At 52.3% G+C, this 15,970-nt stretch carries 14 protein-coding genes; 8 read left to right on the plus strand and 6 right to left on the minus strand.

Features of this window, described 5'->3' with window-relative positions; translation table 11 throughout:
• The 6 genes from K7G70_RS06460 to K7G70_RS06485 form a co-directional block, all read right to left on the minus strand.
• Complete coding sequence (locus K7G70_RS06460) at positions 1–2,358, minus strand: choice-of-anchor B family protein (protein ID WP_223787792.1); 2,358 nt, start codon at positions 2,356–2,358, stop codon at positions 1–3.
• A gap of 289 nt (positions 2,359–2,647) precedes the next feature.
• On the minus strand, positions 2,648–3,289 hold the full coding sequence (locus K7G70_RS06465; protein WP_223787793.1) for a YiaD family glycine zipper/OmpA-like lipoprotein: 642 nt from the start codon (positions 3,287–3,289) through the stop codon (positions 2,648–2,650).
• 153 nt (positions 3,290–3,442) lie between these two features.
• Complete coding sequence (locus tag K7G70_RS06470) at positions 3,443–4,219, minus strand: hypothetical protein (protein ID WP_223787794.1); 777 nt, start codon at positions 4,217–4,219, stop codon at positions 3,443–3,445.
• 163 nt (positions 4,220–4,382) lie between these two features.
• Positions 4,383–5,135 (minus strand): hypothetical protein, encoded by a 753-nt coding sequence (locus K7G70_RS06475; RefSeq protein WP_223787795.1) that lies wholly within the window; start codon positions 5,133–5,135, stop codon positions 4,383–4,385.
• Positions 5,136–5,166: 31 nt separating this feature from the next.
• A complete protein-coding gene (gene asd, locus K7G70_RS06480) occupies positions 5,167–6,006 on the minus strand; it encodes an archaetidylserine decarboxylase (RefSeq protein ID WP_223787796.1) in 840 nt (279 codons plus the stop codon).
• Positions 6,003–6,587, minus strand: coding sequence for an SCO family protein (locus K7G70_RS06485; RefSeq protein ID WP_223787797.1), 585 nt, complete (start codon positions 6,585–6,587; stop codon positions 6,003–6,005). The genes asd and K7G70_RS06485 overlap by 4 nt, the downstream gene beginning before the upstream one ends.
• Before the next feature lie 102 nt (positions 6,588–6,689).
• On the opposite strand from K7G70_RS06485, the gene prmB reads away from it, so the two are divergent.
• The 8 genes from prmB (at position 6,690) to trpA (ending at position 15,939) form a co-directional block, all read left to right on the plus strand.
• A complete protein-coding gene (prmB, locus tag K7G70_RS06490; protein ID WP_223787798.1) occupies positions 6,690–7,613 on the plus strand; it encodes a 50S ribosomal protein L3 N(5)-glutamine methyltransferase in 924 nt (307 codons plus the stop codon).
• A complete protein-coding gene (aroC, locus tag K7G70_RS06495; RefSeq protein ID WP_223787799.1) occupies positions 7,591–8,655 on the plus strand; it encodes a chorismate synthase in 1,065 nt (354 codons plus the stop codon). The genes prmB and aroC overlap by 23 nt, the downstream gene beginning before the upstream one ends.
• 19 nt (positions 8,656–8,674) lie before the next feature.
• Entirely contained in the window at positions 8,675–9,703 is a 1,029-nt protein-coding gene (locus tag K7G70_RS06500) for an aspartate-semialdehyde dehydrogenase (protein ID WP_223787800.1), read from the plus strand.
• Between the two features lie 113 nt (positions 9,704–9,816).
• Entirely contained in the window at positions 9,817–12,456 is a 2,640-nt protein-coding gene (locus K7G70_RS06505) for a motility hub landmark protein FimV (RefSeq protein ID WP_223787801.1), read from the plus strand.
• 52 nt (positions 12,457–12,508) lie between these two features.
• Positions 12,509–13,279 (plus strand): tRNA pseudouridine(38-40) synthase TruA, encoded by a 771-nt coding sequence (truA, locus tag K7G70_RS06510; RefSeq protein ID WP_223787802.1) that lies wholly within the window; start codon positions 12,509–12,511, stop codon positions 13,277–13,279.
• Between the two features lie 5 nt (positions 13,280–13,284).
• Positions 13,285–13,929 carry a phosphoribosylanthranilate isomerase gene (locus K7G70_RS06515; RefSeq protein ID WP_223787803.1) on the plus strand — a complete coding sequence of 215 codons (645 nt, stop codon included), beginning with the start codon at positions 13,285–13,287 and terminating at the stop codon, positions 13,927–13,929.
• Between the two features lie 16 nt (positions 13,930–13,945).
• On the plus strand, positions 13,946–15,145 hold the full coding sequence (gene trpB, locus K7G70_RS06520; RefSeq protein ID WP_223787804.1) for a tryptophan synthase subunit beta: 1,200 nt from the start codon (positions 13,946–13,948) through the stop codon (positions 15,143–15,145).
• On the plus strand, positions 15,142–15,939 hold the full coding sequence (gene trpA, locus K7G70_RS06525) for a tryptophan synthase subunit alpha (protein WP_223787805.1): 798 nt from the start codon (positions 15,142–15,144) through the stop codon (positions 15,937–15,939). The genes trpB and trpA overlap by 4 nt, the downstream gene beginning before the upstream one ends.
• The last annotated feature ends 31 nt before the right edge of the window (positions 15,940–15,970 follow it).

Below are 15,970 nucleotides of genomic sequence, written 5' to 3' on the forward strand. Positions count from 1 at the left end.
TCATTCAAAATCGGTGGCAAAAATCAAATCGTCGATGGTTTGACACATGCCTGGTACTTGCACGTGGCTGAGGGCCAGGTTATCCAAATACCAGCCGCCATCATTCACCGAACCATCGGTTGAATAACTGAAGCGCACTTCGACTTGTTGCCCTTGGTTGGTAGACAAATCCACGGTGTGTTGTTGCCAGCTGTTTTGCACCCCAGAAAATGCAGGTGTGTTTTCATCGAAGCCACATTCATCTGATGAAGCCCGGAAGGTGTCGGGGTAAGCCGGTGACACGGCCGGCTTGGTCCAAGGTCCGCCGTTGACACTGATTTCTACCAGGCCACCATCCCAACGTTCTTCGATGTTGTACAAGGTTTGAAAACTCAATTCTGAAGCCTGACCTGGGGTCAGGGTGAACGGTTGTGACGTCAATCGGTTGCACGTGTTGCTGCTGTTTTGTGACCAGTAACTGCGGCTGCCTTCAAACACTTCATCGGTCACCATTTCCCAGCCCAAGTGCCGCCCGGTTTGGGCAATGCCACCATCACCGACTTCGGCGCCAGCGGTCCAAGTGCCATCGGCCAGAGGGCCCAAGGGCGAACCAAACAGCTGTAAATTGTTTTGCTCTTCCGCTTGATTGCTGCTGTCTTCAGCCCGCACCACATAATGATAGGTCTCCTCATGGATCACCGAGAAGTCGGTCCAATTCAGCTGGCTGATGCCACTGGCCACCAAATTGGCTGGACCCGGTTCAAACCCTTCCTCGGTGGATCTGTAGACATTGTAGCTGGTGTTCGATTGGCAATATGACGAGGCGGCATTCCATTGCACATTCAAACTGCAGGCTTTATCAAATCCATTGTTGATGGCAGCCACGCCACTGAATTCAGGGGCTGCGGTACAGACCCCGGTGGTTTGGGTTTCGCTGCAGGTGCTGCGGGTGAATTCACACAAACCATCGGCACTGACTTTGGACACTTGGTAGCCCACATTCACTTGCCCAGAAGCGGTGTTGTCGACATACAACTCGGTGGTAATCTGATTGGCGATTTGGATGAAATTATTCGCCGCACAGCCCCCTTCAGAGCGGTATATGGTGTAACTTTCCCCAGCGGCCAGGCTGTCATTCCACGTCAACTCAATGCTGTTGTCGCCCAGTGCGCGGGCTTGCACGTTGCTGGCCGGGGCCACCACTGGACACAACTTCGGTTCCAGCACGAACAAACCGCCTTGGATGTCTCCCAGGATCACACTGCCACTGTCAAAAAATGGGTAATTACTCCAGGCCCCACTGAAACCATTGCTGTTGTTGCTGGGGTAGGTGTCAAAATTGGCCACTTCGAACAAATTGCCATTGCCGATGTCGCTGATGTCCAACACACTCAGACCGCTGGTGTAATTGGACAGGTAGGCATAGCCACCCTTGATGTATAAATTGTGATCGGTTGAAGCTTCAGGGCCCAGGTAAGTGCCAATGATGGTGGGGTTATCGAGGTCTTGCATGTTCCAAATGTAGGTTTTGGTGTTGTGACCGAGGTTTTGTTCGTCCAATTCGTCGTTCATCAAAAAATATTGGTGGTCTTCGGTCAACCAGCCTTGGTGGGTGTACCGCGAATCGCTGTATGGGGTTCTGGATATTTGCACCGGAGCGGCTTTGTTGGTCACATCCACCAAGGTCATGGTGTCTTCATTGGAGTTGAAACAGATTTCTTTGCCTTGGTGATCGGTATCTGGCCCGTCATAAATGACACATTGGGCATCGTGGGTGTAGCCATCATCACTGAAACAGCCGGCAAACACCGGCGCCGCGGGTGTGGAAATGTCGATCATGTGCAGGCCGCCGCTGCAATCGGCGCCCACCACATAGGCATAAGCACTGGCCTCATTGATCACGATGTTGTGGGCATCGCCAAATTCGGTGTAATGGGTGGTGACTGCAAAGGTCACTGGAGGACTGGGCACATTGCGCAGCTGAGTCAAGTCAAACACCTGCATGCCATGGCCACTGGCTTCAGAAACGATGTAGGCGTGGTTGTCATGGGTTTTGATGTCGCGCCAAAAGCTGTTGCTGGTGGCGGTGGGCAAATACCCCAAGTACACCGGTGTGGTGGGTGCTGAAATGTCGACGAACGCCGTGCCATTGGACATGCCCAGCAAGGCGTATTCTTTGCCATCCAGCGGATCCGTCCAACCCCAAATGTCGTTGCCTGAACCGGTGCCATCACCGAGGTCTTCCAAATGAATCCGATGCAACAAATCGGTTTCTTCACAGGGGTAAAAATCGGCCATGCCATTGATGCATTCAGTGAATGGGTGGGCATGTAAGCTGCTGACAAACAGGGTCAGGAGGAGGGTGGTTATGTGTTTCATCGAATCAGCCAGTCAAAAAAGTAGTGACAAAATAGCACAAAACGCCCCCGAATGCTCTGATCAATGTCAAGAAATGCGGTGCCAGTGCCATGCACATCCCTTTGCAGACCCACCAGCCACCACCAATGACGGTGGTGTGCTTAATTGTCAGCGGTTGGCATGCACGTCAGACAATTCATTCATGGGTGTTGAACCTTCAGCCGCGCTTCACCAAACGGCCACTTGTTTGGGGTGCGCAAAAGATCTGTGGTGATCCCGGGAACCAGGCTCGCCACAGACCGGGCTTGGGTCAGCTTTCGCGCGCCGTGATGAACAGTTCAACCCGGCGATTTTGGCCGCGGCCATAATCGGTGTTGTTATCCGCAATCGGTTGCGACTCGCCCAAACCAATGGGTGACAAGCGGCCCCCGGGTATGCCTTGTGCTTGCAAGTAATCTGCCACGCTGTAAGCCCGTCGGTATGACAAATCGCGGTTATACGCATCGCTGCCGACCGAATCGGTGTGACCGATGACATCCAAGGTGGTGTCTTTGTATTTGTACAATACCTTGGCCACCGAATTCAGTGGCGGGTAAAAACTGCTTTTGATGTCGTGCTGAGCGGTGTTGAAAGTGATGTTGCTGGGCATGATCAGCTGGATTTGGTCACCCTGTCGGGCCACTTGCACCCCGGTGCCCTCCAATTCGCGGCGGAGCTCGGCTTCCTGATGGTCCATGTATGCACCGATGCCAGCGCCAATGGCGGCACAGCCTGCGGCGGCATTGCGGGCACTTTTGGAATTTTTGGTGGCGCCAATCAAACCACACACAATGGCACCAGCGGCACCGTATTTGACGCTTTTGCGCACTTTTTGTTCGCCGGTGTAAGGGTCAGATGTGGTGCAAGCTGACATGCTCAGGGCCAAGGCCACAGCAAAGATGGTTTTTTTCATGGTTGCTCATTTCATTTTGTAGGGGCTTTCATGATAAGCAGGCGATGCTTAATAAACTGTGAACAGGCCTTAAAAATTTGGCCAAATGGCCGCTGGCCAGGCAAAAAAAAGAGGGCCTAACCCCTCTTTTTTTCTGTTTGCGATCGACTGGATTCAGTCTTCTTTGGCATCCTCTTTTTTGGGATGGAAATCTGCGCGATGGCGCCAAATGGTGTAATCACCACCACTGTGCGCGCCAGAGAACTTATCGAACAATTTTTCGGTTTTCTTCTCTGATTTCAGGTGTTTTTTGGCGAATTGATAAAAATTTTCATCCATTGGAGCCATGTCGGCATAATTTTCAAACGGCGTGGCCAGCCCCACGGCATGGGCCCCACCAACTGGATAAAACCATGACCAATTTCTGGGCCACTCATGGTCTTTGGCCAAGGTGCTCATTTCACCAATGGCTTCTGACATTTGGCCGCCTTTGCCGGGTTTGATGTGAAACATGGTCACCCCGACATAATTGGCTTTGGTGTCTTCTCCCCAGTGGCTGTTTTTTTGATCCAGTTCAGAAAAGTTGTGGTGATAAGTTGCCACATGTGGGTGCACCGTTTCATTGAAGTGTTTGCCCATGTTTTCGCGGCTCCATTCACCGTAACTGTCTTGATCTGCCCAAGCGAAGCAACAAGAGCGGATCACGTAACGATTCAAGTCTTTGCCAGTCACTGGTACATAGACATGCCATGTTCTGGGATCTCCGCGTTCGGTGCGCAGCGCGAGGTGCGCTTTTAAGGCCTCTTCAAACTCATTTTCATGCCCGGCTTTGGGCACGGCCACCCAAGAGTCAGCGATCATCTGCTCGGGTTTTTCATTGTCGTGATCATCTGCCACACACCAGGCAGGTAAGAAGAGTAATGCCAGTAAAACTGAATAGAACTTATTCATTGATTTTCCCCTAATAAAATAAGATTGCTGAGAACACACACAGCAACCTGTTTCAGGGTTGACGTACAATCAATATAAAGTAAATGCTATGGAATGTCCAGAAAAACGCAACAGCCACAAACAGTTAGCAGATGTTGTTAAGTGGCATCGGGGTCTATTGCCATCACATTTGCTTGGAGTGGATGCGGGGTTGCGCCTGGATGTTCATGAGCTTTCTGATCTCATACATCATCACGCCCTGGGTGTAGGTCAGGTAAAAATATTTTTGGAACAAATCACTGTCCTCTGACAATTCACTGGCAAACTTTTGCTGGTGTTCATCGCGGCGGATGCTGGTCCATTCGGTGGCATCAATGCGGGCATGGGGGTCGCCAAATTGCATGGTTTGAACCAAGCCTTCCGGCACCGGGGTGTTGCTGTCGAAAGGATAGCGCAGGGCATATTGGCCGGTGTCGGTCAACAACACCTGCAGCTGGCACATGGGCTTGAAACCCAAATATTCACCTTCATTTTTGGATCGTTTGAGGAACACCAAAAACCGTTGGCCTTCGCCTTCGCGATTGGGGTAGTAGCAAACATGGTCTTCAAAGCCCTTGCTGCTGACGATCAAAAATTCGTCTTTTTGCACCCCTTTGTAAGGCACCCTTACGGTCAGAAAGGCCTGGCCTTTGGCATTCAATTCCCGGGTCTGCTCATAATCGACGTTGAGCAATTGGGCAATGGCCACCACATCTGCCCATTCGGCGGCCGCCTCAAATGATTCAAATGCCATGGGTGGCAAAGTGGTGTAATCAAATTCAAAGTCCCGATTGGCTTCAGGCAACAGGGCTTGGCCGGGTTGTTGGGCATGGATTAAGGGGCTGGCAAGCAAGCCAAGCCAAATCATCAGTGCAATTAATGGGCGTCTTGTTTTCATGCTCATATGGACCACTTTCATTGGCAATAATTCACATCAATGTGCCAATTTTTTGACCCAGTTTCAAGGCCGATCCGGCCTGCAGGTCATCGTTGAAGATCACGGCGTCTTTGGGAAACAGTAAAATCACCGTCGAGCCCATGTTAAAGCGCCCCATTTCTTCACCTTTCTTGTACTGGGCTTGTCCTCGAACCAAGACATCGTTGACTTGCCTGGCATAGGGTGGGGTGATGACCCCATTGCACACGGTTTCTATGCTGGAAACCAAAATCGCCCCAACATAAACATAAGCCACCCGACCCACCCGGGTGTTCAAATGGTTAACCAGACGTTCATTGCGGGCAAACAAACGTGGAATCTTTTGGGTGGTCCAATCCGCCACGCTGAACAGGCGACCGGGCACATGCCGCATCGACTTGATCTCACAGTCCAACGGGGCATGCAAGCGGTGATAATCCTTGGGCGACAGATAAATGGTGATGAATTTGCCGTCTTGAAAATCATCGGTCATGGTGGTGGCCAACAGTTCACCCACCGAATAATCATGGCCTTTGGCTTGTAGGATGCTCTCATGTTCAATGTCACCCAATTGTGAAATCACCCCATCCACGGGGGACACCAAACTGTCGGCCCGGTCATGAATGGGGCGTGCATCGGGTTTCAAGGCCCGTGTGAAAAAAGCATTGAAATGTTCGTAATCATCGTAGTTTTTGGAGGCGGCTTCATCCAAATTGATGTTGAATTTTTTGATCATCCAATTCAAAGTCATGTGCTTGATGGGCTTGGCTTTGATGCGCATCAACCGGTGCATCAATTTGGACAACAAACGATGCGGCAAAATGTATTGGAAAAACAGGGCTATGGCTTTCATGAAGACTCCATCAGGGCCATCAGGTCCTGAGTGATCAATTGAACGTCGTGTGGGGCCGTGAACAACCCGATGCGCTCACCGGCTGGGTTCAGCACATACAAGGCTGAGGCGTGGTCCACGTCATACACCAAATCACCGGGTTCATGCTCGGCCACATTGTAGGCCACCCCCAACTGCGTGGCGATGGACAAGATGTTGGCCGCATCACCGGTCAAAGCATAGAACTCAGGATTGAAAAAGTTAATGTATTCTTTGAGGTTTTCCGGGGTGTCCCGGTTGGGATCGACGGAGATGAAAATGAAGCGTGGACTGGGCAAATTTTGTTGTTTCAGTTGGTGGTCGATTTTTTGCATGTCCAGCAAAGTGGTGGGGCAAATGTCCGGGCAATTGGCAAAGCCAAAAAACACCACCGAATAAGTGCCTTTGAAGGCCTCGGCGTCCCAGGCTTTGCCGTGGTGACTGGTTAAGGTGAAGCCAGAAAAAGATTTGCCTTGGGGAAACATTTTTAGTGCTTTGAAATCGGGTTGTGAAGCTTGTTCGCCACAGGCTGTCAAGCCCAAAGCCAATACCAAAACCAACATCAGAAGGGGGGTGTCATGCCGTTTCAACATATCCAGAGATTAACCGTTGACCTGAATCATAAAAACAGGCATTGTATACTTTTTTTATCTGGGGCGAAACCAGTGTTGCCAACCGTTGCGGACATATTCAAACAGTCGATTGACCGTTTGCAGCCAGCTGAAGTGTTTTATGGCCATGGGGTGGCCGAGGCCGAGGACGAAGTGGTGTTGTTGTTGATGCATGTGTTGCAGCTTGACTTTGCCGGATTGAACCGGGCCCATGACCAGCGCATGACAGCGGCACAGATTCAACGGGTCGATGCGCTCTTGACTCAGCGGGTGGAGCAGCGCATCCCCATGGCCTACTTGGTGGGGTTTTCGGTGTTTGCCGGTTTGTCATTTGTGGTGGATCAACGGGTGTTGATTCCCCGTTCACCGTTTGCCGAGTTGATCGACCAGGGCTTTGCACCCTGGGTGGATGTGGCGGCCGTTAATCACGCCTTGGACATGTGTACGGGATCCGGTTGCATCGGCTTGGCCATGGCCCATTATTTTCCAACGATGCAGCTGACGCTGGTTGACCTCAGCCCTGATGCCTTGGATTTGGCACGGCACAACACCAAGGCATTGGGATTGAGCGACCGGGTGCAGTGCCTGGAGTCGGATTTGTTCAGTCATGTCAGCGGCCAGTTTGATTTGATTGTGGCCAATCCGCCGTATGTGGATGAACAGGAATACCGGGCCTTACCCGCCGAGTTCAGCCATGAACCGGCCATGGCCTTGGTCAGTGCCGCCCAAGGCATGGCCTTGCCGATTCAAATCTTGGCGCAGGCGGCTGATTACCTGACCGCAGGTGGGTATCTGTTCTTGGAAGTGGGCTACAACGACGGGGTCTTGGAGCGGTGTTTGCCCACCGTGCCATTGGAATGGATCGAATTCTCGCTGGGAGGGCAAGGAATATGTGTTTTTAGTCGAGATGATTTGTTAAAGTACCGATCTGAGTTCAATCAATTTTTGCAAGCCCATGTCTCACAACACCTTCGGTAAAAATTTGCGCTTCACCTCGTTTGGTGAATCTCATGGCAGCACCATCGGTTGTGTGTTGGATGGGTTTCCTCCGGGGCTGTCAATCAGTGCCGATGAAATCAAAGCCGAGCTGGTGCGGCGGGCCACCGGTCGATCTCGCCACACCTCACAACGCAAAGAACAGGATGACGTGCAGATCGTATCCGGTGTGTTTGAGGGGGTGACCACCGGCCACCCGATTGCCTTGATCATTGAAAACACCGACGCCAGAAGCAAAGATTACACCGAAATTGCACGACAAATTCGCCCAGGTCATGCCGATTTCTCTTATTGGAAAAAATACGGGGTGCGCGATTACCGAGGTGGCGGGCGTTCTTCGGCCCGTGAAACCACCATGCGGGTGGCTGCCGGGGCTTTGGCCCGCAAGTGGCTGCGGTTGAATCACAACATCGAGGTGGTGGCTTGGTTGGCCCAATTGGGTGACATCGAATTGGCTGCCGGTGATTTGACTCGGGTCGATGACAGCCCCTTTTTCACCGGTGAAATTGACCGGGTGCCTGAACTGAATGCTTACATGGATGCCTTGCGCAAATCAGGTGATTCGGTCGGAGCCCGCATCAACGCCAAAGCGGTCAATGTGCCGGCGGGATTGGGTGAGCCTGTGTATGGCAAACTGGATGCCGAACTGGCCTTGGCCATGATGAGCATCAACGCCACCAAAGGCGTTGAAATCGGAGCCGGATTTGACGCGGTGGCGCAAAATGGCTCGGTCCACCGCGATGAAATCATTGATGGTGAGTTTGCCAGCAACCACGCTGGCGGCATCCTGGCTGGCGTGTCCACCGGGCAAGACATCACCCTGAGTGTGGCATTCAAGCCCACCTCATCTTTGCGCATTCCTGGCAAAAGCATCGATTTGGATGGCAACGCCATCGAAGTGGTGACCAAAGGCCGGCACGATCCTTGTGTGGGGATTCGGGCCACTCCCATTGTCGAAGCCATGATGGCCCTGGTGATCATGGATCACCTGATGCGTCACCAGGCACAACTACATTCAGCATAAGTAAAGCAACCTTCAAAAAATGAGTAAACAATACAACGTAGCCGTGGTCGGCGCCACTGGAGCAGTCGGCAAAACCATGTTGGAAATCCTCGAACAAAGGGCGTTTCCCATTGACCAAATTTTTCCTTTGGCCAGCCACCGCAGTGCCGGTGACACCATCGACTTCAATAAAAAGACGGTGCGCATTGGCGATTTGACCGAGTTTGACTTTGCCCAGGCCGACATCGCTTTGTTTTCAGCCGGCGGAGACATCTCAGCCCAATATGCCCCTCAAGCGGCCGATGCCGGTTGTGTGGTGATTGACAACACCTCTTATTTCAGAAATGAAGAAGACGTGCCCTTGGTGGTGCCGGAAGTGAATCCGCAAGCCATCGAACAGTACCGCCACACCGGCATCATCGCCAACCCCAATTGCTCCACCATTCAAATGTTGGTGGCACTGGCTCCCATACACCGTCAAGTGGGCATAGAACGCATCAACGTCGCCACCTACCAGTCCGTTTCAGGGGCAGGCAACAAGGGCATTGATGAATTGTCCGAGCAAACCCGCTCCTTGTTGAATTTCAAGCCATTGAAAACACAGGCATTTTCGCAGCAAATAGCCTTCAATGTGATCCCGCACATCGATCAATTTCAAAGCAATGATTACACCCGCGAAGAAATGAAAATGGTGTGGGAAACCCAAAAAATCCTGGATGATCGCAGCATCCTGGTTAACCCGACCTGTGTGCGGGTGCCGGTGTTTTATGGTCATGCCGAAGCGGTGCATCTGGAAACCCGGGAGAAAATCACCGCGGCCGAAGCCAAGTCATTGCTGCAAGCCGCTGATGGGGTTGAGTTGATGGATGACCCCAGTCAATTGCTGTATCCATCGCCGGCCGTTCACAGCGCCGGTAATGACCCGGTGTATGTGGGCAGAATCCGGGAAGACATCTCATATGAAAAGGGCCTGAATCTGTGGATTGTGTCCGATAACATCCGTAAAGGCGCGGCATTGAACAGTGTGCAAATTGCAGAAAAACTGATAAAAATACTGGATAAAGAGTAAGTTAGCTCACTTTTTTTAGATAAATTCTTGGCTTTTTATTGTAGAATTAGTTACCATCAATATCGGAAGTTTAAAATCGCTGTTAAATCGAACATAAAAGCATTGGGTAAATTATGAAGCAAAAATTGATTTTATTGGTTTTGGTCATTGGCTTAACCATCGTCTCACAAACCTCTTTTTCATTGGGAATGGGCAAGATTCAAGTGTATTCAGCACTGAATGAGCCATTACAGTCCAGCATCGAGCTGATCACCCATGCCGAAGAAGATTTGCAGAATTTGGAGGTGAAGCTGGCCAGCAGTGAAGACTATCAAAAAGTCGGTTTGGACCGGTCATTCGTCCCTTCCAACATCAATGTGGCGTTGGATGAAGACAATCCGTACTTGATTCGGGTGACTTCCAACGGACCTGTCACCGAACCCATCGTCAGTTTGCTGTTGGATGTGAATTGGAGCAACGGACGCATTTTGCGTGAATTCACCATTTTGTTGGATCCGCCGGTTTATGAAAGCAGCGCCAATGTGCAAGTGAACAATGTGGTGGTTGAGCCGATTCAAGATGATGTGATTGAAGAGCCCGTTGAGACCACAGCCGATACCCAGGCAGACACCAGCAGCGACAGCAGCCCAGCCTTACAACCCCGCAGTGATGAGACCACCACGTACACCAATGAAGATGTGCTGGCCCAAGATGATGACATCAGCGCCTCAGAGCCGGTGTCGGATTACGTGCCAGGGGAAATCACCGTGGCTGCCGGCGACACCTTGTGGCGCATTGCCAATAACAATAAGGTGGGTGATTTGTCGACCCACCAAATGATGATGGCGATTTATAACAGCAACCCCAGCGCCTTCCTGGACAACAACATCAACCAATTGGTCAAAGGCAGTCGCTTGCGCATGCCGACCGCTGATGAAGCGGCCAGCATCGGCTATTCCGAAGCTTTGGCACAAGTTGAGTCACATCACCAGTCATGGGCCCCTGCCCAACAAGATTACTCGGCTTTCCAAACCGAGGACGATCCGGTTGATGTGTATGAAGAACCCACTTCCTCGTTGGATTATGGGGTGCAATTGTCCGGTGGTGACAGCGACGGATCAGATGCCGGTCAGTCGAATGCCGATGAAGGCAGCGATGCCGATATGCAAGCCATTCAAGAAGACCTGTATAACAAAGACTCTGAAAACACCGAGTTGAAAGAACGCATTTCTGAGCTGGAAGACATCGTCGAACAACAGCAAGAAGCTTTTGATATCCAAGATGACAGCTTGGCCAACCTGGAAAATCAACTGGGCAGCGACACCGATGCCGATCCATTGACCAGCGATGATGCCACCACAGATGATGGCACTGAAGACGACATTTGGAGCACTGTGGATGACACCACCGATGAGGCCGATGCCATGGCAGCCAATGATGACCCCTTCAGCCTGAGTGTTGATGAAGTCAGCACTGATGACGGCCTGGGTGATGCTGGTCTGGGCGATGCTGACAACACCGATACCACCAGCGATGATGTTGCTGATGCCGACACCACTGAGCCGGCCACCACCGAACCAGCCAGCCCACCCAAGTTTGGTGGTGACAGTGGCGGTTCCGAGTCGATGGTGGATACCGCCATCAACTGGGTGATGGACAACCTGCGTTGGGTGTTGATTGGTCTGGGTGGCTTGATCGTGTTGTTGATCCTGCCCAAAGTTTTGCGCCGCAGTGACGACGGCGATGATGACACCAGCTTCCTGGATGACATCAAGAACCGCAACAAAGAAGCCGAAGCCGCCGATGAAGACTTCGCTGAAGATGCGGTTGAGACCAAAATGAATCAACCGCTGATGGAGGATGATGCCGAAATGGAAGCAGCCGACGAAGACGGTGATGATGTGTTGGCAGAATTGGATAAGAGCATTCAGTTTGATGAGGATGACACCGAAGACCTCGATGACACCGAAGACGAGGACGACCCCTTTGCCAATGCCGGTGAAGTGGCCCAAGAAGACAGCGATGATGATGGTTTTGACTTGGATGGTTTCCTCAATGACGACGACGATGATTACAATTCCAACACCTCAGTCACTGCTGACCACAGTGAAACCATGGCAGGGGTGAATTTTGATGACGAAGGTGACGATGATGAGGCAACTGCTGATGACGACACCGAAGCCGCCGATGACGATGGATTGGATTTGGATACCGAAGATGATTTGTTCGAAGATTTCGACATGGACTTGGATGCCGATGAGTCCGACGATGACGCCGAGGACGATGACGCCGAAACCCCTGATGCCGACGATACCGAAGAAGCGGTGATGGCTGATGATGAAGATGACTTCAGTTTTGATGAAGATTTCGACTTCGACCTGGATGATGAACTGGATGAATTGGAACAAGCCGATGACGACTTGTCAGAGGCCGTTGAAACCGCTGCTGATGATGCCGAGGAAGCGGTTGAGGAGCTGGCAGCTGACCTGGACGCCGCCGATGACGAGTTCAATGACATGTTGGACATCTCGGATGACGACGGCGATACTTTTGCAATTGATGACACCGAAGAGGACACGATGGACGAAGAAATAGACCTGGGCCTGGAAGATTTGTTGGAAGAAGGCGATGCCATCGACACCAAGTTGGATCTGGCCAAAGCCTATATTGACATGGGCGATGCCGAAGGCGCCAAGAACCTGCTGGATGAGATCATCAATGAAGGCACCGATGATCAAGTCGAAGCCGCCAAGAAACTGCTGGATGATATGTAACAAGCACCCCGCATCCTCTATAATAAGCCGGATTTTTTAATTCGGCTTTTTTATGCGCATAGCTTGTGGCATTGAATACGATGGCAACCCATTTTTTGGGTTCCAGATGCAAAAGCAAGAACCCACCATCCAGTCTTGTCTCGAGCAGGCCATCAGTCAAGTGGCCAATCACCCGGTGAAGATTTTCTGCGCCGGCCGCACCGACACGGGGGTCAGTGCCCGACAGCAAGTGATTCATTTTGACACCGATGCCGAGCGCACACCGCGCCAATGGACTTTGGGCATCAACACGGCCTTACATGAAGGCATCGTGGTCCTATGGGTGCAGGTGGTGGCGGATGATTTTCATGCCCGATTTTCGGCGCTCAGCCGCAGTTATGAATACCGCATCTTGAACCGTTCGGTCAGGCCGGCAATCAATCGCCAGTATTTGACGTGGATTTTACGGCCTTTGGATCATGATGCCATGCATGAGGCCGCGCAGACGCTGTTGGGCACCCATGATTTCAATGCCTTCAGGTCCAGTCAATGTCAGGCGCCGCATGCCAAACGCACCTTGTTGCAGGCCGATGTGGTGCGTGACGGAGAAGAAATCATTTGTCACTTCTCCGCCAATGCGTTTTTGCATCACATGATCAGAAACATCGTGGGCACCTTGCTGAAAGTGGGCCACGGCAACAAGCCAGTCTGTTGGGTGACAGAGGTGTTGCGCAGTTTGGACCGCAAACAAGCGGGCATGACCGCACCGCCGCAGGGCTTGACCTTCACTGGGGTGACGTATCCTGATCAATACCAGATACCCAATGATGCCACGAAGCAATGAATTGAATGAAACCAACACGCGTTAAATACTGCGGATTGAAAACCGCCGATGAGGTGGCCGCTGCCATCGACTGTGGAGTGGCTGCTGTGGGTTTTGTGTTCGTCGAAGCCAGCCCCCGATACATCACGGCCGCACAAGCCGCCCCCTTGATCCAGCAAGTACAACAAGCTGGCATCCAAGCCGTGGCTTTGTTCGCCGATCACACGACCGAGGCGGTGCTGGCCATCACCGAACAAACCCAGCCCGATGTGTTGCAGTTTCATGGCCAGGAAACACCGGAATTTTGCGAACATTTTGATCGGCCTTATTGGAAAGCGGTGCCAATGCTGAGCCTCGCCGACCCGCTGTCCTACATGGCCCAATACCCCAGCGCCAACGCCTTTTTGCTGGATGCTTTTGGTGGCACTCAGATGGGTGGGTCGGGACAGGCGTTTATGTGGTCTCGCATGCCGCAACAGACCAGCCACACATTGATCTTGGCCGGTGGCATCAAGCCTGAAAATGTGCAGCAAGCCTTGCATGAAACCGGGGCCAACTATATTGACACCAGCAGTGGCATTGAGTCGGCTCCTGGCGTAAAATCAGCAGAAAAAATGCAGGCTTTGATGCAAGCTGTCAGGGCCTTTGACCAAAACCACAAAAACCATTAACACCCACAACACCAACATGAAATATTCAGATTATCCAGACAGTCGCGGACATTTCGGGCAGTTCGGTGGCATTTTTGCCAGTGAAACCCTGATGCACTGCTTGACTGAACTGCAAGAAGCCTATGCCCTGCTGAAAACCGATGACGCATTCTTGGCCCAATTCAACCACGATTTGGCCGATTACGTAGGCCGACCCTCGCCCTTGTACTTGGCAGAGCGCCTCAGCGCAGCGGCCGGTGGTGCCAGAATTTGGTTGAAACGGGAAGACTTGAATCACACCGGGGCACATAAAATCAACAACACCGTGGGCCAAATCCTGTTGGCCAAAGCCATGGGCAAAAAACGCATCATTGCCGAAACTGGCGCCGGTCAACACGGCGTGGCCACTGCCACCGTCTGTGCCCGCTTGGGCTTGGAGTGCGTGGTTTATATGGGCGAAGTGGACATCGCCCGCCAAGCCATCAACGTCTATCGCATGAAGCTGATGGGCGCCGAGGTGCGCAGTGTGGATTCAGGGTCGAAAACCTTGAAAGATGCGTTGAATGAGGCCATGCGAGATTGGGTCACCAACGTGGATGACACGTTTTACATCATTGGCACGGTGGCCGGTCCAGATCCGTATCCACAAATGGTCCGCGATTTCAATTCGGTGATTGGCAAGGAGGCCAAAAAACAATTTGCTGAAAAGGTCGGCGGCCTGCCTGATGCCCTGGTGGCCTGTGTTGGCGGTGGCTCCAATGCCATGGGCTTGTTTCACCCATTCCTGGATGACACTGCAGTTGCCATCTATGGGGTGGAAGCCGGTGGTCATGGGTTGGAAACCGGTGAACACGCCGCCTCCATCAATGCCGGTAAAGTCGGTGTGTTGCATGGCAACCGCACTTATGTGATGTCAGACCGCCAAGGACAAATCATCGAAACCCATTCGATTTCGGCCGGATTGGATTACCCCGGAGTCGGCCCTGAGCATGCCTTTTTGAATGAATCCGGTCGGGCCCAGTATGTGATGATCAATGACGACGAAGCCTTGGCTGCATTCCATGCACTGACCCGCATTGAAGGCATCTTGCCGGCTTTGGAAAGTGCCCATGCCGTGGCTTTTGCCCAAAAACTGGCTGCTGACCTCGCCCCTGAACAAAACATCATCGTCAATTTGTCGGGCCGAGGCGACAAAGACGTGCACACGATCGCCGCGCTGGAAGGGGTTGAAGTATGAGTCGATTACAACAACGCTTGGCTGATCTGGCCGGGCGCAAAGCCTTGATCCCGTTCATCACCGCCGGTCATCCCAGACCAGACGACACGGTGGCGATCATGCACCAACTGGTCAAACATGGTGCCGATGTGATTGAGCTGGGTATGCCGTTTTCTGACCCCATGGCCGATGGCCCAGTCATCCAACAGGCCTCTGAACACGCCATCCAACAAGGGGTGGGCATTGCCGAAACGATCCATATGGTCAAATCATTCAGGCGCCAGGACCCCACCACGCCGGTGGTGTTGATGGGTTACCTGAACCCGGTTGAATGCATGGGCCACCAGGCTTTTGTGGACGCCGCCAAAGACGCAGGGGTGGATGCCCTGTTGTTGGTTGACAGCCCGCCAGAAGAATCAGACGACTTGTTACAACGCTTGCGACAAGAATCTTTGGATCAAATTTTCTTGATTGCACCCACCACCACCGAGCAACGACAAGCCATGATCTGTCAGCATGCCTCTGGCTTTGTCTATTATGTGGCCCTTAAAGGGGTCACTGGGGCGGCCGATCTGGATGCCCAGGCGGTTAATGCCGATGTGATAAGAATCCGCCAACACACCCAACTGCCAGTGGCTGTTGGGTTTGGTGTCAAGGACGCGGCCTCAGCCATGGCCGTGGCGCAAGAGGCCGATGCCGTGGTCATTGGCAGTGCTTTGGTGTCGTTGTTACATGGCTGTGAGTCCATGGCCGCCGCAGAAACGGCGATTGCTGAGTTTTTGGGCCCTATCAGAACGGCCTTGAATTCGTTATAATGAAGGCGTTCTTTGCTTGATTCGTGAATCA

Source organism: Marinicella meishanensis, assembly GCF_019931145.1.
Taxonomy (GTDB): Bacteria; Pseudomonadota; Gammaproteobacteria; order Xanthomonadales; family Marinicellaceae; genus Marinicella; species Marinicella meishanensis.

What these genes read in the sequence shown, in the direction of transcription:
- K7G70_RS06465 (WP_223787793.1), bottom strand. Translation starts at nt 3,289, where the DNA reads ATGAAAAAAACCATCTTTGCTGTGGCCTTGGCCCTGAGCATGTCAGCT.
- K7G70_RS06460 (WP_223787792.1), bottom strand. Translation starts at nt 2,358, where the DNA reads ATGAAACACATAACCACCCTCCTCCTGACCCTGTTTGTCAGCAGCTTA.
- K7G70_RS06485 (WP_223787797.1), bottom strand. Translation starts at nt 6,587, where the DNA reads ATGTTGGTTTTGGTATTGGCTTTGGGCTTGACAGCCTGTGGCGAACAA.
- trpA (WP_223787805.1), top strand. Translation starts at nt 15,142, where the DNA reads ATGAGTCGATTACAACAACGCTTGGCTGATCTGGCCGGGCGCAAAGCC.
- K7G70_RS06475 (WP_223787795.1), bottom strand. Translation starts at nt 5,135, where the DNA reads ATGAAAACAAGACGCCCATTAATTGCACTGATGATTTGGCTTGGCTTG.
- aroC (WP_223787799.1), top strand. Translation starts at nt 7,591, where the DNA reads ATGTCTCACAACACCTTCGGTAAAAATTTGCGCTTCACCTCGTTTGGT.
- asd (WP_223787796.1), bottom strand. Translation starts at nt 6,006, where the DNA reads ATGAAAGCCATAGCCCTGTTTTTCCAATACATTTTGCCGCATCGTTTG.
- truA (WP_223787802.1), top strand. Translation starts at nt 12,509, where the DNA reads ATGCGCATAGCTTGTGGCATTGAATACGATGGCAACCCATTTTTTGGG.
- K7G70_RS06515 (WP_223787803.1), top strand. Translation starts at nt 13,285, where the DNA reads ATGAAACCAACACGCGTTAAATACTGCGGATTGAAAACCGCCGATGAG.
- trpB (WP_223787804.1), top strand. Translation starts at nt 13,946, where the DNA reads ATGAAATATTCAGATTATCCAGACAGTCGCGGACATTTCGGGCAGTTC.
- K7G70_RS06500 (WP_223787800.1), top strand. Translation starts at nt 8,675, where the DNA reads ATGAGTAAACAATACAACGTAGCCGTGGTCGGCGCCACTGGAGCAGTC.
- K7G70_RS06505 (WP_223787801.1), top strand. Translation starts at nt 9,817, where the DNA reads ATGAAGCAAAAATTGATTTTATTGGTTTTGGTCATTGGCTTAACCATC.
- K7G70_RS06470 (WP_223787794.1), bottom strand. Translation starts at nt 4,219, where the DNA reads ATGAATAAGTTCTATTCAGTTTTACTGGCATTACTCTTCTTACCTGCC.